General features: G+C 44.4%; 10 protein-coding genes. 9 read left to right on the top strand and 1 reads right to left on the bottom strand.

Annotated features, from left to right (window positions below; translation table 11 throughout):
- The first annotated feature begins 3 nt into the window (after positions 1-3).
- Together lacZ4 and H6A28_RS05675 are read left to right on the top strand one after the other, a co-directional pair.
- Complete coding sequence (lacZ4, locus tag H6A28_RS05680) at positions 4-2,040, top strand: beta-glucuronidase LacZ4 (protein WP_204476121.1); 2,037 nt, start codon at positions 4-6, stop codon at positions 2,038-2,040.
- Between the two features lie 149 nt (positions 2,041-2,189).
- Positions 2,190-5,537, top strand: a complete 3,348-nt coding sequence (locus H6A28_RS05675) for a glycoside hydrolase family 2 TIM barrel-domain containing protein (RefSeq protein ID WP_204479290.1) — start codon at positions 2,190-2,192, stop codon at positions 5,535-5,537.
- Positions 5,538-6,084: 547 nt separating this feature from the next.
- Here the strand turns inward: H6A28_RS05675 and H6A28_RS05670 are convergent.
- A complete protein-coding gene (locus tag H6A28_RS05670) occupies positions 6,085-8,064 on the bottom strand; it encodes an alpha-L-arabinofuranosidase C-terminal domain-containing protein (protein ID WP_204479289.1) in 1,980 nt (659 codons plus the stop codon).
- A 241-nt stretch (positions 8,065-8,305) separates the two neighbouring features.
- On the opposite strand from H6A28_RS05670, the gene H6A28_RS05665 reads away from it, so the two are divergent.
- From H6A28_RS05665 to cysS, 7 genes are all read left to right on the top strand, one after another.
- Entirely contained in the window at positions 8,306-12,502 is a 4,197-nt protein-coding gene (locus tag H6A28_RS05665) for a hybrid sensor histidine kinase/response regulator transcription factor (RefSeq protein ID WP_204476118.1), read from the top strand.
- Positions 12,503-12,708: 206 nt separating this feature from the next.
- Positions 12,709-15,849 carry a SusC/RagA family TonB-linked outer membrane protein gene (locus tag H6A28_RS05660; protein WP_204479287.1) on the top strand — a complete coding sequence of 1,047 codons (3,141 nt, stop codon included), beginning with the start codon at positions 12,709-12,711 and terminating at the stop codon, positions 15,847-15,849.
- 13 nt (positions 15,850-15,862) lie between these two features.
- A complete protein-coding gene (locus H6A28_RS05655; RefSeq protein ID WP_204476116.1) occupies positions 15,863-17,722 on the top strand; it encodes a RagB/SusD family nutrient uptake outer membrane protein in 1,860 nt (619 codons plus the stop codon).
- Positions 17,723-17,740: 18 nt separating this feature from the next.
- A complete protein-coding gene (locus H6A28_RS05650) occupies positions 17,741-18,460 on the top strand; it encodes a DUF3823 domain-containing protein (protein WP_204479285.1) in 720 nt (239 codons plus the stop codon).
- A 185-nt stretch (positions 18,461-18,645) separates the two neighbouring features.
- Positions 18,646-19,653: an arabinan endo-1,5-alpha-L-arabinosidase gene (locus H6A28_RS05645; RefSeq protein WP_204479283.1), complete on the top strand. Its 1,008-nt coding sequence runs from the start codon at positions 18,646-18,648 to the stop codon at positions 19,651-19,653.
- A gap of 164 nt (positions 19,654-19,817) precedes the next feature.
- Positions 19,818-21,758 carry a glycoside hydrolase family 97 protein gene (locus H6A28_RS05640; protein WP_204479282.1) on the top strand — a complete coding sequence of 647 codons (1,941 nt, stop codon included), beginning with the start codon at positions 19,818-19,820 and terminating at the stop codon, positions 21,756-21,758.
- Positions 21,759-21,854: 96 nt separating this feature from the next.
- Complete coding sequence (gene cysS / locus H6A28_RS05635; RefSeq protein WP_204476112.1) at positions 21,855-23,336, top strand: cysteine--tRNA ligase; 1,482 nt, start codon at positions 21,855-21,857, stop codon at positions 23,334-23,336.
- The last annotated feature ends 70 nt before the right edge of the window (positions 23,337-23,406 follow it).

Genomic DNA, 23,406 nt, shown 5'->3' with positions numbered 1-23,406 from the left:
AATATGAATTTAAGATACATTTTATTAATCATATTCTCTTATTGTGCTTTATGGGGATATTCCCAGCGCATTTGTAAGTCCTTAAATGATAATTGGATATTCAGGTTTTCCCATCAAGTGGAAAAAGATGCAGGAATAAGGGTTACGATTCCTCATACATGGAATGCTCAAGATGCTTTATCGGGTAAATTGGATTATAAGCGTGGTATAGGAAATTATGAGCGTACACTATATATCGATTCTCGGTGGAAAGGTAAAAGACTTTTTTTGCGTTTTGAGGGGGTAAATACTATAGCCAATGTATTTGTTAATGGGAAGTACTTGGGGGAACATAAAGGAGGATATAGTGCTTTTGTTTTTGAAATTACAGATAAGGTTAATTATGGGAAAGATAATAAGTTATTAGTGAGGGTAAGTAATGCTGAGCGATTGGATGTAATGCCTTTGGTGGGTGATTTTAATATGTATGGGGGAATTTATCGTGGAGTAGAATTAATTGTAACGGAATCTGTTTGCATTTCTTTACAGGATTATGCCTCTCCTGGAGTATATTTAACTCAGCAGAAAGTAACTAATGATGAAGCTATAATTTTAGCTACGATTTTGTTGTCAAACCGTCTAAAGAAATGTAATGTAATGGTTCGGTTTGAGGTAAAAGATGGTCTAAATATTACATCTCAATATGAACGACAGATAAATCTTGAAGAAGGAAAAGAAGAAAAGGTCGTTTTTCCAGTAAAAATAGGGAGTCCTCATTTGTGGAACGGGAAAAAAGATCCTTTTATGTATCAAACAGAAACTACTTTGTGGGCGGATGGACTGTTATTGGATAAAGTTGTTCAACCATTAGGTATACGTTATTTTGGAATAGATCCTAATAAAGGGTTCTTTTTAAATGGTGAATATTTAAAACTGCATGGAGTTTGCCGGCATCAGGATCGCCCAGAACTAGGTAACGCTTTGCATAGTGAACATCATGAGGAAGATATGCATATTATGCTTGAAATGGGAGTAAATGCTGTTCGTCTAGCACATTATCAACAATCTGAAGATATATATGATTTGATGGATAGGTCTGGTATTATTACGTGGGCTGAAATTCCATTTGTAGGACCGGGGGGATATGAAGATAAAGGATTTGTTAATTCTTTAGACTTCCGTGAGAATGGTAAACAGCAATTGCGGGAATTGATTCGTCAAAATTACAATCATCCTTCTATTTGTTTCTGGGGGTTGTTCAATGAATTAACAGAGCAAGGGGATAATCCTGTTGAGTATATTAGAGAGTTAAATATTCTCGCTCATTCTGAGGATTCTTCACGTCCCACAACAGCAGCTAGTAATCAAAGTGGTAGTTTAAATTTTCTAACGGATTGTATAGCCTGGAATCGTTATGATGGCTGGTATAATAGTACCCCTGAGAATCTGGCAGAATTTTTAGATGAAACTCATTCCACATATCCAGATTTATGTATAGGGATTAGTGAATACGGGGCTGGAGCGAGTATTTATCATCAACAAGATTCCTTATGTCGTCCTATTCCTGTTAGTTTCTGGCATCCTGAAAATTGGCAGACTTATTATCACATGGAGAATTGGAAGATTATTAATGAACGCCCTTTTGTATGGGGAAGTTTTGTTTGGAATATGTTTGATTTTGGAGCTGCCCACCGTCATGAGGGGGATCGTATAGGAATTAATGATAAAGGATTAGTGACATTTGATCGTAAGATAAAAAAAGATGCATTTTATTTTTATAAAGCTAATTGGAATCCAGAGCCAATGCTTTATATTGCAGAGAAACGTTGTCGTAATCGTACTAATCTAGTACAAGATATAACGGTTTTTACTAATGTTGGTGAGGTGGAGTTGCTAGTTAATGGAATGATTATAGGAAAGGCATCCCCTGATCAATATGCAACTGTAAAATGGAAAAATGTAAAATTGGAAATGGGAGAAAATAAGATTCAAGTAAGAACGGTTTCAAAACAAAGAAGTTTGCAGGATGAATGTGTTGTTTGGGCTGATTCTATAAGATAATATATTTGTATGCATTTAAGAAGTTTTTTTGAGTAAGTTATTTATATCTATCTTGATATGGAAAATAAATTTTATGAGGAAAGTTAGGATGAATATAAAATATTCTTCCTAACTTGTGGCCAGAAAATTATTAACCTTAAAAAGGACAGATGAAAAGGAACCTCACTCTTGCAATGAAGACTTTTTGCTGTACGCTGACGGGAGCACTGACAATCAGTGGAACTCCTCAGCAGGCGTATGCAGAAAATGCATCTTTACCTTATTGGAAAGATATTCAGACTGTATCGGTCAACCGGGAAGCACCGAGATCGGCGTTTATGACCTATGCGGACAAAGCACAGGCTTTGACCGGGAAGTATGAAAACAGCCCTTATTATGAGCTGTTGAATGGAACGTGGAAATTTTATTACACGGATTCTTACTTGAATCTTCCGGCCGATATCACTTCGCCGGAGACCAGTACCAATGGATGGCACGACATCAAGGTGCCGGGTAACTGGGAAGTGCAGGGCTTCGGTACGGCCATTTATACCAACCATGGTTATGAGTTTCAGCCGCGTAATCCGCAGCCTCCGTTGTTGCCGGAGAAAAATCCGGTAGGTGTGTACCGCCGCGACATTACGGTACCTTCGGAATGGAAAGGACGCGATATTTATCTGCACATTGCCGGAGCCAAATCGGGCTGTTATGTGTACCTGAACGGCAAAGAGGTGGGCTATAATGAGGATTCCAAGAATCCGGCAGAATATTTAATCAATGACTACCTGAAGGACGGGGACAACGTGCTGACCTTGAAGATTTTCCGTTGGAGCACGGGGTCATATCTGGAATGTCAGGACTTCTGGCGTATCAGCGGTATCGAACGCGATGTGTTCCTTTATTCACAGCCGAAGGCTTCGGTACAGGATTTCCGCATCACGTCTACTTTGGATGATTCTTATACCAACGGTATCTTCCGCCTGGACATGGAACTGAAGAACCATCGCACACAGACGGCCGGGCTGAGTGTAAGCTATGAACTGCTGGACAGCAAGGGCAAGGTGGTGGCCAGTGGTGAGCAGGCTTCTGAGGTGTTGCCGGGAAAAGAAGGCACAGTGTCTTTCAGCAAGGAACTGCCGGAAGTACAGACTTGGACCTCAGAAACTCCGAACCTGTATAAACTGTTGATGACGGTGACGGAAAACGGTAAGGTGACCGAGGTCATTCCGTATCACGTAGGTTTCCGCCGCATCGAAATCAAGGAAATCGACCAGAAGGGAGCCAATGGCAAGAATTACCACGTGTTGTTCATCAACGGACAGCCGTTGAAGCTGAAAGGGGTGAACATGCACGAGCACAACCCGCTGACGGGACATTACGTGAGCGAGGAACTGATGCGCAAGGACCTGGAACTGATGAAGCGCAACAATATCAACACGGTGCGTCTGTGCCATTATCCGCAGGACCGCCGTTTCTATGAACTGTGCGATGAATACGGTCTGTACATTTACGATGAGGCCAACATCGAGAGCCACGGTATGTATTACAGCCTGAGCAAGGGTGGTACGTTGGGAAACAACCCGGAATGGCTGAAACCGCATTTGTATCGTGTACAGAATATGTTTGAACGCAACAAGAACTATCCTTCTGTGACGTTCTGGTCATTGGGTAATGAAGCCGGTAACGGATATAACTTCTATGAGGCTTACTTGTGGGTGAAACAGGCTGACAAGGGACTGATGGACCGTCCGGTGAACTACGAACGTGCGCAGTGGGAATGGAACTCAGATATGTATGTACCTCAATATCCTAGTGCATCTTGGCTGGAAAGTATCGGCCGTCAGGGCAGTGACCGTCCGGTGGTGCCGTCGGAATATGCGCATGCCATGGGTAACTCTACCGGAGGCTTGTGGGACCAGTGGAAAGCGATTTACAGCTATCCGAACCTGCAAGGTGGTTATATCTGGGACTGGGTAGACCAGGGTATTTTGGTAAAGGATGAGAACGGAAGAGACTATTGGGCTTACGGAGGTGACTTCGGCACCAACATGCCGAGCGACGGTAACTTCTGCTGTAACGGTATCGTGAATCCGGACCGCAATCCTCATCCGGCGATGAGTGAAGTGAAATATGCGCACCAGAATGTGGCTTTTGAGGCTACAGACCTGGCGAACGGTAAATTCAATGTACTCAACCGTTTCTATTTCACTAACCTGAAGAAATATCAGATTGCGTATGAGGTGAAAGAAAACAACAAGGTGGTACGTCGTGGAAAAGTATCGCTGGACGTAGCACCTCAGGCCAAGAAAGAACTGACGGTAAACGTCGGCGGATTGAAAGCCAAGGCCGGTACAGAATATTTTGTGAACTTCTCGGTGACTACTTTGGAACCGGAACCGCTGATTCCGGCTGGTTATGAAATTGCGCATGAACAGTTCCGTCTGCCGGTAGAGGCACTCGACCGTTCGTTCGCCGTACAAGGTCCGGCTTTGCAATGCAGTGAAAACGGCAACCTGTTGACGGTACAATCGTCACGTATTTCGTTTGTGTTCGACAAATCGACGGGTCTGGTGACTTCGTATAAAGTAAAAGGAACCGAATATTTCCACGACGGATTCGGCTTACAGCCTAACTTCTGGCGCGGACCGAACGACAACGACTACGGAAGCCAGATGCCGAAGCGTCTGCAAATCTGGAAACAGTCGAGCAAGAATTTCAACGTGGTGGATGCTTCACTTGCCATGGACGGAAAAGATGCCGTGTTGAAGGTGAGCTATCTGCTGGCGGCAGGTAATCTCTATATTGCTACCTACCGCATCCATCCGTCGGGAGTGGTGAAGGCTGATTACATCTTTACTTCTACTGAAATGCAGGCCACTCAGACTGAGGCTTCGGAAGCTACTCTGATGGCGACCTTTACACCGGGTAACGAAGCACGCCGCAAGGAAAGTTCCAAATTGGTAGTACCGCGCATCGGAGTACGTTTCCGCTTGCCGGCCGACATGGAGCAGGTGACATATTTCGGACGTGGACCGGAAGAGAACTACTGTGACCGCAACAACGGTACGCTGGTAGATGAATACCGGAGCACGGCTGAACAGATGTATTATCCGTATGTACGTCCGCAGGAAAACGGACATCATACTGATACCCGCTGGCTGACCTTGAAGAAGAAAAACGGCAAGGGATTGACGGTATATGCCGACAGTACGTTGGAATTTAATTCTCTCCGCAACTCTGTAGAAGATTTTGACGGTGAAGAAGCTACGAACCGCGATTACCAGTGGAATAACCGGGATGCCGAAGAACTGAAGCACGACATCAATACGGCCAAGGATATCAAGCCGCGTCAGACTCATATCAACGATATTACTCCGCGTGATTTTGTGGAAGTCTGTCTGGATATGCGTCAGATGGGAGTCGGTGGTTTTGACAGCTGGGGCTCTATCCCAGATCCTCAGTACCTGATTCCGGCCAACAAGGAATACCGTTGGGGATTCACCATCGTCCCGATGTAAAAATTGCCTTTGACGGAAAATAGAAATTCCGGGCTTGAGCAAAACGGATGCTCAGGTCCGGAATTTTTTTTTGTTCACATACGGACATAAAAAAAGGAGTTCCGCTGAACTCCAACCCTTTGTTAACCTTAAATCTAATACTATGAAAAACACGGTGCAAAGGTAAGGACTTTCCGGAAATCTGCAAAGGAATAAGGATAGGAGACGTGCTTTATAACATAATTTCAAATTTTCCATTTGTTTGAAAGATTTGTTAAGGAAAGTGGACGGAATGGAATCCGAAAAACATTTTCACACAAAAGTCACTTTGTTTACATGATTTTGTAATATATTTTCACGATATTTGTTACAGAATAAATGGAGGACTTTGGTATGGAACTAAGTTTAAAGGAGCGTCAGAAAGCCCTGAAGGTGACACTGACCATGATACTGGTGGCATGTACTTGTTTATTGTATTTAGGATATAGGTTGTGTATGTATTATTAAAGCGAAAAAAAAAGTGCGTCCGGGCAATCCAGACGCACCTTTTTGGCAATAAACCGATGACTTATTTACTTTCTTTCTTGAATTTGTAGACGGCAAATGTCATGGCACCTATTTCGGTATTGAGCGTATTTCCTTCGATAGATAAGGTACTTTCCTGAGGCGTAATCAGGTTCGGATTGTCGAGTGTATTCTCTGCATCCGGATTTTCTGTATGCAGGGTAATACATTTTCCGTCGCCCAAAGTGACAGATTTCTTCAATCCTTTGAATTCCAGTGTGAGAGGCTGAGCCTTGTCGGAGGTGTTGGCCACTTTTACGATGTAAGTCTGAGTGGGTTCATCCCAAACGGCACTGGCAAACAATCCGTTCTGACCTTCTTGTCCGCTGACCGGTTTCTTGTCCATCGTCAGAGGCACTACGTTGGTACCCTTGTTGTGTCCGTAAAGTGACTGTACATACCAACTGCAAGTGCGTACAGAGCGCAGATTGTCGAACCAAATTAAGTCCGGACGCCACTGCCATCCTTCTACGTGAGCCAACAGCGGAGCGTAGGTAGCCATGTGTACCACATCGGCATTTCTTTCTACTCCTGTCAGGAACGCAGCTTCGAGCAGAGAAGCGTGGAAGTGGTTCCATTTCTTGCCTTTTCCGTGGCAGGCATATTCTCCGGCAAATACTTTCGGACCTTTCCGGTCGTAGTTGTCGTAACGGTTGCCTGATTTCAGGAACCAGTCTTCAGGACGGTAGAAATGTTCGTCTACCAAGTCCACTTTCAGTTTTTTCATTTCCGGCCACAAGTAGTCGAAATCTTTTCCTTCAGACTGCGGACCAGATGAACCGATAATTTTGATTTCCGGATGTGCTTTGCGCAGAGCTTCTACAAAGTGTTTCAGTCGTTCCGGATATTCCGGTCCCCACTGTTCGTTACCAATGGCTATGAATTTCAGGTTGAACGGAGCCGGATGACCCATATCGGCGCGAAGTTTTCCCCATTTGGTGTTGGTGTCGCCGTTGGCGAACTCAACCAGGTCAAGTGCATCCTGGATGTAGCTGTCCAGTTGGTCTACGGGAACGTGTGCTTTCGGGTCATCGTTCTGGTACTGGCAAGCCAATCCACAGTTCAGCACCGGAAGCGGTTCGGCTCCCATGTCTTCAGCCAGCAGGAATAGTTCATAGAATCCCATGCCGTAGCTCTGGAAGTAGTCCGGGAAGAAACGGTAGGGGAAGGTATACTCCCAGCGGTTACTGTTGAGCGGACGGTTTTCCACCGGTCCTACAGAGTTTTTCCAGTTGTAACGGTCAGTGATTTCAGTGCCTTCTACAATACATCCTCCCGGGAAACGGAAGATGCCCGGTTTGGTGTCGGCCAATGCCTGTACAAGGTCTTTCCGCAGTCCGTTTTCACGTCCTTTCCATGTATCTACCGGGAAGAGAGATACATGTTCCAGGTCGACTGTACCCGGGGAAGCTAAGAAAATTCTCAAATGAGCTTTGGCTTGTGTCTGGGTAGGAGTCAGGATGACTTCATATTTTTTCCAGTCTTTGGAGTTGATGTTGACGTCTTGTGAAGTGATGACCTGCGATTCTCCCATGGACGCATTGTCAATCAGTTCCACCTGTATTTTCTGGTTTTCTCCTCTGGCCCATACGGTAAAGCGGTATTTTTCGTTAGCTTTGATACCAATGCCGAAGAAACCTTCATTTTCAATACCGGTCCGTTTGTGCGGATGGCTGGGGGCTCCGAGACGTACGTAATGTGGGTTCTTTTCAAACGGTCCATCGTCTTGAAGGGTAACGTTTCCGAAGATGTCCCATCCCATCAGGTGTTGCGGGAACTCAAACGAACGGTTTTTGATCAGTTCTGCATACAGACCGCCGTCTGCTCCGTAGTTGATGTCTTCGAAGAAATGCCCATACATGGTCGGTTGTATTTCTGCCCCAATTTTGTTGGCTTGAATCACCATTTGATTGGCGTTTTGCGCTTGCAGGCTGATGCCTGCGCTGAGTGCAAGCGCAGAGATAAAAGCTAAGTGTTTGTTCATGGTTTTATAGTTAAATTAATGTGATACAAACTTACATAAAAACTGAGAATCTTTTATAGAAAAACAGCAAAATATCTGTCTGTTTGTTTTTTAGATATAAAATTAGGTCCAATTCGTTTTCAAGAGGTGGATAATTTTTTCTATTAGGTGGATATTTGTGTTTTGGGCAGATTTTTATCGCTTTTTTCAGAAATAGGTTATGAAAAGGGCTTATCTTTGTTTGCAAAGTGAAAAAAATCTCATGAGAAAAAGAAGTGTACTCTTTTGCCTGTGGCTGATTTGCTGCCTGTGTTATCCTGCAGTATGGCTTTATGCTGTTCAAACCTCGAGCCGTTTTTCGTTTGTTTCTATTACGATGAACGAAGGTTTACCGTATAATTTTGTAGATGATATTATTAAATCGAGCGACGGTTATTTGTGGGTGACTACATACGGAGGAGGAGTCGCTCGTTATGACGGGCATGAATTTGTGACTTTCCATACGAATGCAACCGATGAAAAAAGAGTATTGAAAAGTAACTTTGTAGAAAAACTGGCGGAAGATGCTTTTCATCGTATCTGGATGGCGGGAGAAGCCGGTATCGAATTGCTTTCGACAGAAAATCTGCAACTGTTGTCGGCAGAATCTTTACAGTCGCAGCAGATGACGGAATTGATGAAGCAGCCTGCCAGTTTCTTGTTAACCAGCAAGGCCGGAAACTTGTGGATTTGTAGCCGTGGACAGATATACAAGGTAATATTTAATTCTACAGGTACCGTTAAGAAGGTCATTCTTGTGTCAGAAACGTCCTTGAATGAGCGTGGTTGTGTGCTGGCGGAAGTAGATGGATATATATGGTTTTTTCATAAAGGAAAGCTTTGTCGGATAAATGAAGGGATGGAAGGGGGACAAGAGCCGCAACCGGTTTCTGTTTCCTTGAAAATTTCATCGCGTGATGCAGTCTTCTGTATTTATCATTGTCAGAATAAGGTTTGGATTGGCACAAGCAACGGTTTGTTTTGTTATGATCTGACAACAGACATGAGCTCCCATTACTTGTATGATCCAAAAAATCCCAAGTCTTTGTCACAGAATTATGTGACGGCAATCACTTCCACGCGCGATAATCAGATTATTATCGGTACCTTAATGGGTTTGAATATTTTCAATGCGTCAACTTCTGATTTTACTCGTATTCAGGCCACTGAGGTGATGGGTATGCATGGCCTTTCTTGTAACTTTATCAACTCTTTGTATACAGATGAGGAGAATGATATAGTGTGGATTGGTACAGAAATTGGAGGGTTGGACAAGATGTTTCCTTCTCGTTTGTCTGTTGTCAATTATTATTATGAGCCAAACAAGCCGGGAACTCTTTCTCAGAATCCGGTCAATGCAATTGTGGAAGATGAATACCATACATTATGGGTGGGTACGGTGGAAGGAGGTTTGAATTGTCGCCTGAAAGGAAGTGACCGCTTTTTGCATTATACCACTGATGCTCCTGCTTATCTGGGGCACAATACGGTAAGTGTATTGGCTTTGGATGACAAAGACCGTTTGTATATCGGTACTTGGGGAGGAGGATTGGGATGGATAGACCGTCGGCCTTCAGCTCCAAAACGTTATGTTCCTCTGCCATTAAAGGAGGCTTTTATATCGAGTCTGGCATTCGATTCCATCAATCAGTTAGTATGGATTGGGACGATGGGAAATCTGTATGTATATAATCCGGCCGACGGCGGTATTGTGGAACCTTTTTTGAACGAGAAAAAAGATCTTATCAATCAAAACGCACTGGGCATGTGCATCACTCGGGAGAAAGAATTGTGGGTATCATCTCCTTTCGGCCTGTTACGCATAGATCTTGTTGCCTATGGAAAGGGGCAATTGCAATATAAAAAATATATATGTAAACTGGATGAACCTGCATCGGGGAAGAAAGAACGCATCACTTCTATTTTCCAGTCGAAAGATGGAACAATCTGGCTGGGCAGCAATGGAAACGGTTTTTATAAGGCATTGAAAAAGGGGGCAGATTATCAGTTCATAGCCTTTACAAAGAATGATGGTTTGGTGAGCAACAGTGTGCGAGGTATTTTGGAAGACTGGTATGGTAATATCTGGGTATCTACCGACAACGGTTTGTCGTGTTTCAATGTAAAAGAAGAATCTTTCCGTAATTATAGTCAGATTGACGGTTTGGTCTCAGATTTGTTTTATTGGAATGCCGATGCGTTGTCGTTTGATAAGGAACACTTGTTCTTTGGTAGTCAGAAAGGACTGACAGAGATACATCCGATGCTTGAGGCGGGACATGTACATACTTTCCCTCTGGCGTTTACCCATTGTAAAGTGTTTGGACAGGAAGTATTTCCGCAAGAAGGAAAAATTATCATGCATGAGCGAGACAAATCGCTTTCCATTGATTTTTCTGCGCTGGATTACGCCTTGGGGTCACAGGCGCAGTATTCCTATCGGTTAAAGGGTTTCGATGAGGAATGGGTGACGGTACCAGCTAATCGGAACAGTGCGACTTATACCAATCTTTATCCGGGAGAATATACTTTCCAGCTTCGTTATGCGCCCGATGGAAAACATTGGCTGGAACAGACGGAAGAGTTGTCCATAGTAGTCCGTCCGTATTTTTATAAAACTCCTTGGTTTTTGGTTTCCGTATTGTTCCTTTTACTGTTTGGAGGATACCGTTTGCTGTTATGGCGTTATAAAGCGATGAAACACCAGCAAGATTTGTTGCATCAGATGGTGGAAGAGCGTACAGCAAAACTGGAAGAACAGAAAAAATTACTTTCCAATCAGACGGAGGAACTTTCTGAACAAAACAATTTGTTGAAAGACCAGAATGAAAAAATAACGGCACAAAAGAATCAGATTTTGGAGATGTCGCGCAAGGTAGAAGAACTGACCATTGATAAGTTGGCATTTTTTACCAATATTACTCATGAATTCCGCACGCCGCTTACCTTAATTATAGGACCGATTGAGCGAGCTTTAAAACTGAGTTGTAATCCGCAGGTTATTGAGCAGCTGCATTTGGTGGAACGGAACTCCAAGTACTTGCTTTCCTTGGTTAATCAGCTGATGGATTTCCGGAAAGTGGAAGAAGGGCATATCAAAATAGCGATGAATTATGGGAATCTGAAAGCTTTTATGTGTGAACTGGTGCCTCCTTTTGCCGATTATGCTGCAAGCCGTGGCATTGGGTTTCAGTTGTACCTTCATCTGCCGGATCCGTTCCTGATGTTCGATGAGGATGTGATGCGCAAGATTATGACCAATCTTGTCAGCAATGCTTTAAAATTTACTCCGAAAGAAGGATACATCGGGGTTTATGTGGGCGTAGTAGGTCCCGAAACCGAGAGAAAATTGTTTATCAGTGTCCGTGATACGGGCAAAGGTATTCCAGAACAGGATATGGAACGTATCTTTTCACAGTTCTATCAGTCGGATAATCAGAGTCAGGAATCGGTGAGCGGTCAGAGCGGAACGGGAATCGGTCTTTATTTGTGTCGGGAATTGATTGGGTTGTTGCATGGAACAATCTATGCCAAGAACAATCCGGTGAAAGGAGTTTCTTTCCGTATTCTTTTGCCAGCCCTATATGGTGAGTCTAAAGCTCAACTGGATTCAGAAGCTGATAAGGAGGATGTGGTAGTGGATATTCCACGGAATGGGAAAATGACCATATTAGTAGTGGAAGACAATAAAGATATGCGTGATTACATACGTTCTATCTTGGTAGAATATTATAATGTCTTAGAAGCCTCACAGGGTGAAGAAGCTTTGGCGATATTGCGTACCAGTAACGTGGATTTTATTATCAGCGACTTGATGATGCCCGTGATGGACGGAATGGAATTGTCTCGCAGGGTGAAGAGTAATTTTGCGATTTCACACATCCCCTTCCTGATGCTGACAGCTAAAACCTCCGATGAGGCTCGTTTGGAAAGTTATAAGATGGGAGTCGATGCCTTTCTGTTGAAACCTTTTGATGAAAACATGTTGTTGACTCGTATTGCCAATATTCTGGAGAACCGGAAGCGTTTCCAGCAGAAATTCTCGATTGACATGAACATGGATTCGTTGGAGATTGAAGAAAATTCCGGAGATAAGAAATTTTTAAACAAAGTCATGGCGGTCGTAAAAGAAAACTACAAGAACCCTGATTTTGAAGTCAGCGATTTCATCGAGGCAGTAGGAATCAGCAAGAGTTTGTTGAACAAAAAAATGCAGAGCCTGACGGGGCAATCCTCCGGTCAGTTTATCCGTAATTATCGTTTGAATTTAGCTCATGAATTGTTGCTAAAGAACAAAGTGAGCCGTGCGATGAACATTTCGGAGATAGCTTATGAGGTAGGGTTTAATGATCCGAAATACTTTACTCGTTGCTTTACGAAGCATTTTAATGTAACGCCGAGTAGTATATTGGAGAGTTAGTCCATATTATACAATAAGGATGTATTGTTGCAGATTCTGATTCAATTGTGGTAGGAGGGTACAAGGGGTGTCCTTTTATCCTCCTCTTTGTTGGGTTTTGTCCTCCTGTTTCCAATCGGTTTTTTACGCTTTTTTAGGATAAAGGAACTAATTTTGTCGCGTATTGAATTAATAGACCTTATTATTAACTTTAAAATGTAGTATTTATGGACAACAAGACAATGATTAGTTCAATTTATCGGACTTTCAGTTTGATTTGGCTCTTGCTGTTTGTTTTTTGTTCGGTAACATTTGCCCAAACGATGCAAGTAAAAGGTAAGGTTGTCGACTCAAAACAGGAGCCACTCATTGGTGTGAATGTCGTTGTAAAGGGGACAACCAATGGTACGATTACCGATTTTGATGGTAATTTCATTCTTACGGTCTCTAAGGGGGAAACCCTTCAATTCAGTTACATTGGTTTTACTTCTAAAGATGTGGTGGTCACTTCTTCCGATTTGGTAGTAGAGATGAAAGAAGACACCGAAACATTGGATGAGGTGGTAGTTGTAGGTTATGGTACACAGAAAAAGGGGTCGTTGACCGGTGCGATTACCGCCGTGAAATCTGAGGAACTGGTGAAAACTACCACTCCGACTACGGCAGGTGCCTTGGTGGGTAAAGCTCCAGGTATTTCTGCCCGTCAGGCGGATGGACGTCCAGGTGCCAGTGCTTCTATTCAGATTCGTAACATGGGTACTCCGTTGTATGTCATTGATGGAATTCAATGTGAGGAAGGACAGTTCAACAATATTGACGTGAACGATATTGAAAGTATTACTGTCTTGAAAGATGCTTCGGCTGCCATTTATGGTTTGCGGGCTGCGAATGGTGTTGTATTGGTTACGACCAAATCCGGAAGAAGAAATGAGAAGAGTTCTGTATCTGCTAACTTCTATTATGGCATGCAGAACTTCATGCGTTATCCGGAAGTGGCAGATGCCGCTACTTTCTATGAAGGACGTATGCAGGCTGATTTGAACACGTATGGTTCTACCGCACGTACGATGGACGAATTGAATCTTTGGCGGCAGGGTCAGGGAAAATATTCAAGCTTCGACTGGCAGGATTTCATTGTCAATGAGAATGCGCCCATGTGGTATGGCAATGTAAGCATTGACGGAGGTTCTGAAGCAATCAATTATCACGTAGGTATTTCACATACAGACCAGGATGCCATGATCAATGGCTTTAACTTCCAACGTACAAATATCCAGAGTAATGTGGAAGCCAATATTACTCCTAAGTTTAAGGTGGGTGTACGTGTGAGTGGACGTATCGAAGCCCGTCATAATGTCGGTGTGCCGGGATTGGATGACTACTGGCAGCCGTATTATGCTATGTTCCAGAACTGGCCGACACAGCATGCGTATGCCAACGATAATCCCAATTATGTGAACGAAACTCGTAACAATGCTACGGGTGCAGCTATTTTTGATGAAGACATCACAGGTTATACAGATGATGTATGGAAATCCGGAACGGTTAATGCTTATGCAGAATGGCAGACTCCATTGGAAGGTTTGAAGGCACGTGTGGCTTATAACTACTGGATTGCTCAGAATGATCAGGAACAGTTTGAATATACCTATGATGTATATCGTTATGATGAAGCGACAGATACTTACACGGCAGTGGCTGGAAACTTGAATCCATGGCGTCGTCGTATTAAAGAGCAACGTCAGGAAAAGACCTTCCAGGCTCAGTTGAACTATGATCATACTTTCAACAATTCACATCATGTATCTGGCGTATTGGGTATCGAAACTTTTGAAAAGGATGGCGACTGGACCCAGTACAACACACTGCCTTCCAATAATTATATTGCTGTGACTAACGGTATCAGCAATATGCAGTCATTGGACAATACAGTGACGATGTCTCGTCGTGCAGGTTTGGTATTCCGTGCAGCTTATGATTACCGCAGTAAGTATTTTGCTGAATTTAGTGGACGTTATGACGGTTCTTACCTGTTTGCGGAAGGACATCGTTGGGGATTCTTCCCTTCTGTATCGGCTGGTTGGAGACTTTCTGAAGAGTCTTTCATGGAAAATGTGAGAGAGGTGACCAAACTGTCTAACTTGAAAATCAGAGCATCATGGGGACAGATGGGAGATGACCAATATAATAGTGCTGATATTGTAACTCCTTATGCATTCTTGGATGGCTACACGTATGGTAATACGGCAGACGGCGCAGTGTTGAACGGAACTGCGGTTTCAAGAGTGGAATATCGTGGAGTACCTGTTACCAACCTGAGCTGGATTAAATCTACCTTGGTGAATGTAGGTTTGGATTTTGGTTTCTTTGATGACCGTTTGAGCGGTACATTCGAATTGTTCCAACGTAAGCGTACCGGTCTTCCTGCCATGCGTTACGATGTATTGGTTCCTGTGGAAGTCGGTTTCGACCTTTCCAATGAAAACCTGAACTCAGATTATCATAAAGGACTGGAATTCGGTATCAACTGGAGAGATCAGGTAAATGATTTCAGATATTCTATCGGCGGTAACTTCACATTGGCTCGCCGCATGATGGGTGAATCTTACAAGCCACGTTTCGGTTCAAGCTGGGATGAATACCGTAATTCAACTGAAAACCGTTGGGCTTCTACCTTCTGGGGTTATGAAATTGCCGGTCGTTTTGAGAACTACGAACAGATTCAGAATTATCCAGTAGATAATGATGGAGAAGGTAACTCTACCATGTTGCCAGGAGACTTTATTTATAAAGACCAAAATGGTGATGGTGTCATCAACGAACTGGATGAACGTCCGATTGCGTATGGTGCCGGAGAACTTCCTTATATGAACTTCAGTTTGAATTCTTCATTTGAATGGAAAGGGTTCGACTTGCAGATGGACTGGAATGGAGCTGCCGGACAGTCTTACGAAATGTGTTGGGAAGTAGCTTATCCATTCCAAGGGGATGGTAACTCTACCGAATATTTGTTGACTGACAGCTGGCATCGTGTAGACCCGACGGATCCGACTTCTGACTGGGTTGCCGGAGAATTCCCTGCTACCCGTTATGCTGGTGCCAATGTAAGTTTTACACGTCGTAGCGACTTCTGGGTAAAGAAGGTATGGTATCTGAAACTCCGTACATTGGAATTAGGTTACACTTTGCCGAAGGCTGTTACCAACAAGATGCGTCTGAACCGTTTGCGTTTCTATGTAAATGCTTATAACTTGTTTAGTATTGATAACATGCATCGTTACCAGCTGGATCCGGAAATCACTTCTAATAGTGCCTTGGTAACACCGAACTTACGTACCATTTCCTTTGGTTTGAATCTTAACTTTTAAATAGTAAGTAATTATGAAAAAAGAAATATTATATATTTTATGTTCAGCGATGCTCAGTGGTTCTTTGACCTCTTGTGATTCGTGGTTAGGAGATACTGAACCGACGGATTTTTTGACCTCAGAGCAAGTCTGGAATGACAATTCGCTGATTGAAGGAGTTTTGGCTGAATTGTATAACGATGTAGCCACGAACGGTAATTTGGATAATGACGTGAACTTCTCCTTGATAGATGACTTTATGTGGTGCGGATTGATGAATCAGGACGTAGAATCAGCCCGTAACCAGATGGTGGAATATAGCTACGATGAATTCCGTTATTACGACTATCAGTATATTTATAAATGTAACCAGGCCATAGAATCATTGGCCACCGTGTCTACAAAAATATCCGATGAGGAGAAGGCACTGTATACTGCAGAGTTCCGTTTCCTGAGAGCTTATGCCTATTTCCAGATGTGTATCCGAATGGGTGGAGTGCCTTTGGTGACCGAAACACAGGAATATACTCCAGGTATGGACGTAACCGAGCTTCAGGTGCCTCGTTCTTCAGAAGCTGAGATATACAACTTTGTGTACAATGAATGTATGGATATTGAAGCTGATCTGGCAGGTAATAACAATGTGACCAACAAATCACGGGCAAACCAGTGGGCTGCCTTGGCCTTGGCAAGCCGGAGTATGCTGTATGCTGGTTCTATTGCTAAATATAACCTCCCTGAGATTAACCAGCCTTTGCAGCCTGGAGTAGTGGGTATGACCGGTGAAGATCCTCGTCCGTATTATGAGAAATCCTTTGCTGCTTCCAAACGTATCATTGATGAATTTGCCAACAATACCTTGCAGGGTATCAGCAGTCCTTCTGCCGATAATTTCTACAACGCCATTTGTTCAAAGGATAATAATTCAGAAGTGCTTTGGACAAAAGACTACAATGCGAGCAAATTCCATACGTTCTCATTTGCGAATATCGCTCATTCCATGAATGAGGATAATGATAACGGTTCCGACCTTTGTCCGACGCTGCAGTTGGTGGAAACTTACGGTGAGATCAAGGATAAAGATGCATCAGGCAATTACATTGTATATGAAAAACGTGGGGATATATTCTCTAGTATTGCAGATGTACGTCTGAAAGGAACTTGTCTGGTGCCCGACCAGGAATTTAAGGGAAAGACACTTGACATACAGGCTGGTGTAGCTATTTATCAGGGAAATGGAACTTATGAACTGAGAGAAGGAGCCGATCCTAATTCCAAGTTTGAAGTAGCCGATGGCGGTGATGGCGGTACGTTGGTTGGAAATGACGGTCCGTTGAGCCGTGCTACTTATACCAATACCGGTTTCAATCTTCGTAAGTATGTCGATTCTACCATCGGTTCTTCTGCGCGTGGTCAAGGTTCTTATATCTGGTATGTGTATTTCCGTATGGGCGAAATTTATTTGAATGCGGCAGAAGCTGGTATGGAACTGGGAGGAACTTATGCTGAACAGGCATTGAAATATGTGAATCTGGTTCGTCAGCGTGCTGGATTGGGAGCTAATTCCTGGACGGCTGCAGATCTGACCATTGATAACTTGTTGAATGAACGTCGCCGTGAGCTGGCCTTGGAAGACCATCGTCTGTGGGATTTGAAACGCTTGCGTAAGGCCGATAAATTGTGGAATGGTGTTCAGTCTACCACTACCATGCTTTATGCTCTTTATCCTTATCGTATTGTAGGCGGTCCTGACAATAACAAGTTTATCTTCGACCGTAAGATTGCTCCTCGTTTCAAAGTTCCGCGTAACTTCCGTATCGGTAATTACTACACTGCTTTTGAACAGGATGCGTTGGATAAGAATCCGAAATTGGTACAGAATCCGAATATGTAATTAGAAAATTGAGTTCGTATGAAAAAGATATATTATTTATTATCCTTATTGCTGGTTGTCTGCTTCACTTCCTGTGAGCTGGATAACTATGAGGCTCCTAATATTAATCTGGTGGGAAAAGTGGTTTATAATGGAAGATCGATTTATGTGAGAAACAATCAGGTGACTTTCCGTTTGTATGAGCCGGGATGGGAGCTCTCTTCAAGTACGTATATGAATGTGCAGGTGGCCCAAGATGGTACTTTCAGCGCAGGCGTATATGGAGGCAAGACTTATAAACTGATTCGTCAGAATAACCTGGGACCGTGGGTGAACCCTACTGTCAATGATACGATTACCGTGAATAACTACCATGGAGAGGTTATCGAGATGCCGGTTACTCCTTATTATCTGTTAGACGATGCCACTGCTGACTGTAACGGTCGATTGGTTACTGCCTCTTGTAAGATTACGGAAGTTACTCCGGGGCAGAGCATTGAGAAAGTTGGTTTGTATGTAGGCCGTAACATTATTGTGGATGATATACGTAACTTGGGTGCGGGTGGATATTCCGAAGCAACCGGAGTACAGGCCGGTCAGACGGTTTCTTTGCAGGTGGACCTGAGCGGATTCTCTATCAACTCCACTAATGCTTCATTGCCGCAAACAGGTTTCATTTATGCAAGAATGGGCTTGAAGATTTCAGGCATTGATGCGATGATTTTTACGGAGCCATTTAAATTGGCTTTTTCCGAATAATGATTTAGTTATAGATTATTAGATTTAAAGACGTCTTGTAAGCAAGGAATTTCTTGTTTGCAGGGCGTCTTTTTTATATAAGATGCAAATGTCCTCTTTTTGGAAACTATTCTCTACCTGATGAGATGGTGAAAATAGTATTTTTGTTTCAGTAAAAAACCTCAGTTAAAGTATTTGTGAATCGTATGAGAAATACCCTCTTTTCATTTTTCTTACTGGCCGTAACAAGTATGGCCTACGCATCTTCGCCGGAGAAAAGTTTATCCGTCATTCCTACCAGTAAGGTAATGATCCATGATCCGGTGTTGGCCAAGCAGGGCGATACCTATTATTTATTCGCTACCGGGCAGGGGATTTCCGTCATGTCCTCCAAAGACAGGGAAAACTGGAAATTCGAGAAACCGGTATTCGACAAGGCACCCCAATGGGCGGTAGAAGCCATCAAGGGCTATAACGGACATACTTGGGCACCAGATATTCTTTATCATAACGGGTTGTATCATTTGTTTTATTCCTGTTCGGCATTTGGGAAGAATACGTCTGCCATCGGGCATGCCACAAATCCTACTCTCGACCCTTCCAGTCCGGACTTCAAGTGGACAGACCACGGCAAGGTGATTCAGTCGGTTCCTCACCGGGACATGTGGAATGCCATTGACCCGAATATCATCATTGATGAGGAAGGTACTCCCTGGATGAATTTTGGTTCCTTTTGGGACGGAATTAAATTGGTCAAACTGACTCCGGACTTGAACGGGGTGGCACAGCCTGAAGAATGGCATTCGTTGTGTCGTCGTCCGCGTACATTCGACTTGCCGGAAGCAGAGGCTGGTGACGGAGCCGTAGAGGCTCCCTTTATCATGCGTCACGGTGATTATTATTATCTCTTTGTCTCGTTTGATTATTGTTGCAAGGGATTGCAAAGCAATTATAAGGTGATGGTGGGACGCTCAAAAAAAGTGACCGGACCTTACTTGGATAAAGACGGAAAAACTATGGATAAGGGAGGCGGTTCGCTGGTCATTCAGGGCAACAAGGATTATGCCGGAGTGGGGCACAATGCCGCTTATCATCTGGATGGGAAGGATTATTTTATTTGTCATGCTTATTCAGTAGCAGAAGAAGGAGTACCGAAATTGATTATACGAGAAATGACGTGGACATCCGATGGATGGCCGATAGTCGATTTTTAAAAGGTGGTTTGTAGAGATGCCGCGAGGAGTATAATACTTCAAAGCGGTATCTTTTTTATATCGATATTGCATAATTTGTGATAGTTTTTTAGTGGAAATTTTATTGTTGATTTCACACTTAATTCCTATTTTTGTCCTGATTAGTAATTATCTGAAAAACACCTATGAAGAAACAAGTACTTTTTAGCACATTGGCATTATTGGCCTCTCAGTTATTTGCCCAGCAAGCGGCAGTCACTGGACCGGATGCCCGCTTGAAACTCGATTTTCAGTTGCAGAACGGTAAACCCGTTTATTCGGTAACTTACGACGGCAAGACCGTATTGGAGAACTCTCCGTTGGGATTTGTGTCCAATATCGGCGATTTCAGTCAGCAGATGACGTTTGTGGGACAGCAAGCGGACAAAGTGGACAAAACCTATACGCAGACCCGTATCAAACGCTCTACGGTGCATTATGCAGCTAACAAGCTGACCGTGACACTGGAAAACGCGGATAAGAAAAAAGTGGACATCGTGTTTCAGCTGAGCAACAATGACATTGCGTTCCGCTACGAGATGCCTCAGTATGGCGAAACAGCTTGTATGGTAGTAGAGAAGGAAGCGACCGGATTTGATTTCCCTTCTTCTACTACGACCTTCCTTTCTCCGCAAAGCGACCCGATGGTTGGATGGATGCGTACCAAACCGAGTTACGAAGAAGAATACGTGCCCGACGAGCCGGTGGCTACTCCTTCTAAATACGGCGAAGGCTATACTTTCCCAGCACTTTTCCACGTAGGCGAAAACTGGGCACTGGTTTCGGAAACCGGTGTACGCAGTTTGTACTGTGCATCTCACTTGAGCGATGCCACTAAAGACGGACTGTATAGCATTGCTTTCCCGAATCCGGGCGAGATGAACGGACTGGGTTCTTCCACTCCGGGACTGGCTTTGCCGGGTGCAACCCCTTGGCGTACCATTACGGTGGGCAACGGCCTGAAGCCGATTGTGGAAACCACCGTGCCGTTTGATGTGGTAGATCCGTTGTATGAACCTTCGCAGGACTACAAGTTCGGACGTTCCACCTGGAGCTGGATTATGTGGCAGGACCCGAGCATCAACTACGACGACCAGGTTCGTTTCATCGATTTGGCCAGCGAGATGGGCTATGAATACACTTTGATTGACGGCGGATGGGAGAAGAACATCGGCCGCGAAAAGATGGAGAAACTCTTCCAATATGCACACCAGAAGAAGGTGGACGTGTTCGTGTGGTACAACTCTAACGGCTACTGGAACAATGCACCACAGGATGCCAAGCAGTGCATGAGTAACTCTGTAGCTCGTAAGAAAGAAATGAAGTGGTTGCAGAAATGCGGTGTGAAGGGACTGAAGGTGGATTTCTTCGGCAGTGACAAGCAGCAGATGATGGGCTTGTACGAAGATATCCTGACCGATGCCAACGAACACGGCCTGATGATCATCTTCCACGGCTGCACTATTCCGCGCGGATGGGAACGGATGTATCCCAACTATGTGGGCAGCGAGGCGGTACTGGCTTCAGAGAACTTGATCTTCAACCAGCATTTTGACGACATGGAGGCCTACAATGCCTGCCTGCATCCGTTTATCCGTAACACCATCGGCTGTATGGAGTTCGGCGGTACGCTGCTGAACAAGCGTTACAACCGGACGAACGACGGAGGAACTATTCGCAAGACCACCGATGTGTTCCAGTTGGCTACGGCCGTGCTGTATCAGAACCCGATTCAGAACTTTGCCCTGGCTCCGAACAACCTGACCGATGCGCCGGCCTTGGCCATCGACTTCATGAAGCAGGTGCCGACCACTTGGGATGAAACCATGTTCCTGGACGGCTATCCCGGTAAATATTGTGTGCTGGCCCGCCGCCATGGCGACCGCTGGTATGTGGTAGGTGTAAATGCCCAGAAAGAACCGTTGAAACTGACGCTGAACTTACCGATGTGGCAGAAAGGTGAAACGGTTTCTTATTACTTGGACGATAAGAAACATCAGCCGCAGTTAGAAGAACTGAAAATTAAGAATCCGGCCGAAGTGAAAGTGGTGATTCAGCCGGAAGGTGGCATAATCTTGACAAAATAACAAGAGGATATTGTAAAGAGAAAAGCGTGATTTTTTAGCCGAAATCACGCTTTTCTCTTTTTAATTTATAACTTTGCAACCTAACTCTTTTGAATTATGGAGAATAACAAACTTTTCATTTACAATACACTGACCCGCAAGAAGGAACTTTTCGTGCCTTTGCATGCTCCTCATGTGGGCATGTATGTGTGTGGGCCTACCGTTTACGGGGATGCCCATCTGGGACATGCTCGTCCCGCCATTACGTTTGATATCTTGTTCCGTTATCTGAAGCATCTGGGGTACAAGGTGCGCTACGTACGTAACATTACCGATGTAGGCCATCTGGAACACGATGCCGACGATGGAGAAGACAAGATTGCCAAGAAGGCCCGTCTGGAACAGCTGGAGCCGATGGAAGTGGTACAGTATTATCTGTTGCGCTACCATAAAGCCATGGAAGCATTGAATGTGTTGCCGCCCAGCATCGAACCGCATGCGTCCGGACACATCATTGAACAGATTCAGCTGGTAGAAGAGATCCTGAAAAACGGATATGCGTACGAAAGCAAGGGTTCGGTTTATTTCGATGTGGCCAAGTACAACAAAGACCATCATTACGGCGTATTGTCAGGACGTAATCTCGATGACGTGCTCAACACCACCCGTGAACTCGACGGACAGGAAGAGAAACACAATCCGGCCGACTTCGCTTTGTGGAAATGTGCACAGCCGGAACACATCATGCGCTGGCCGTCACCTTGGAGCAACGGTTTTCCGGGCTGGCACTGTGAATGTACGGCCATGGGACGGAAGTACCTGGGTGAAACATTTGACATTCACGGAGGAGGTATGGACCTGATTTTCCCACACCATGAATGTGAGATTGCACAGGCGGTCGCTTCAGAAGGTCATCAGATGGTACGCTACTGGATGCACAACAACATGATTACCATCAACGGACAGAAGATGGGTAAGTCGTTGGGTAACTTCATCACTTTGGATGAGTTCTTTACAGGCTCCAACAAGCTGCTGACACAGGCTTATACACCGATGACCATTCGTTTCTTCATTCTGCAAGCACACTACCGCAGTACGGTAGACTTCAGCAACGAGGCGTTGCAGGCTGCTGAAAAGGGATTGGAACGTCTGCTGGAAGGCGTGAAGAACCTGGAACGTATCACTCCGTCGAAGACCACTTCGGGCATCGAACCGCAGGGCTTGCGCGAGAAGTGCTACGAAGCCATGAACGACGATTTGAATACACCGATTGTCATTTCACACCTGTTTGATGCCACCCGCATGATCAATACGGTCATCGACAAGAAGGCGACCATCAGTGCCGAAGACTTGGAAGAACTGAAGAGCGTATTCCAGTTGTTCGTGTTCGACATTTTGGGACTGAAGGCAGAGGCTGAAAACAATGCGGCCCGTGAAGAAGCCTATGGAAAAGTGGTCGACATGCTGTTGGAACAGCGTATGCAGGCCAAAGCCAACAAAGACTGGGCTACCAGCGACAAGATTCGCGACAACCTGGCTGCACTGGGCTTTGAGGTGAAAGATACCAAAGACGGGTTCACCTGGAAGCTGAACAAATAACGGAGATTTTGAAAACTACATGATAGGAAGAAGGGGTATCGGCGTGTGTGCCGGTACCCCTTTCTGTTTC

The organism is Bacteroides mediterraneensis, assembly GCF_016900355.1.
Taxonomy (GTDB): Bacteria; Bacteroidota; Bacteroidia; order Bacteroidales; family Bacteroidaceae; genus Phocaeicola.
This window is presented reverse-complemented; position numbering and strand designations above follow the sequence as displayed.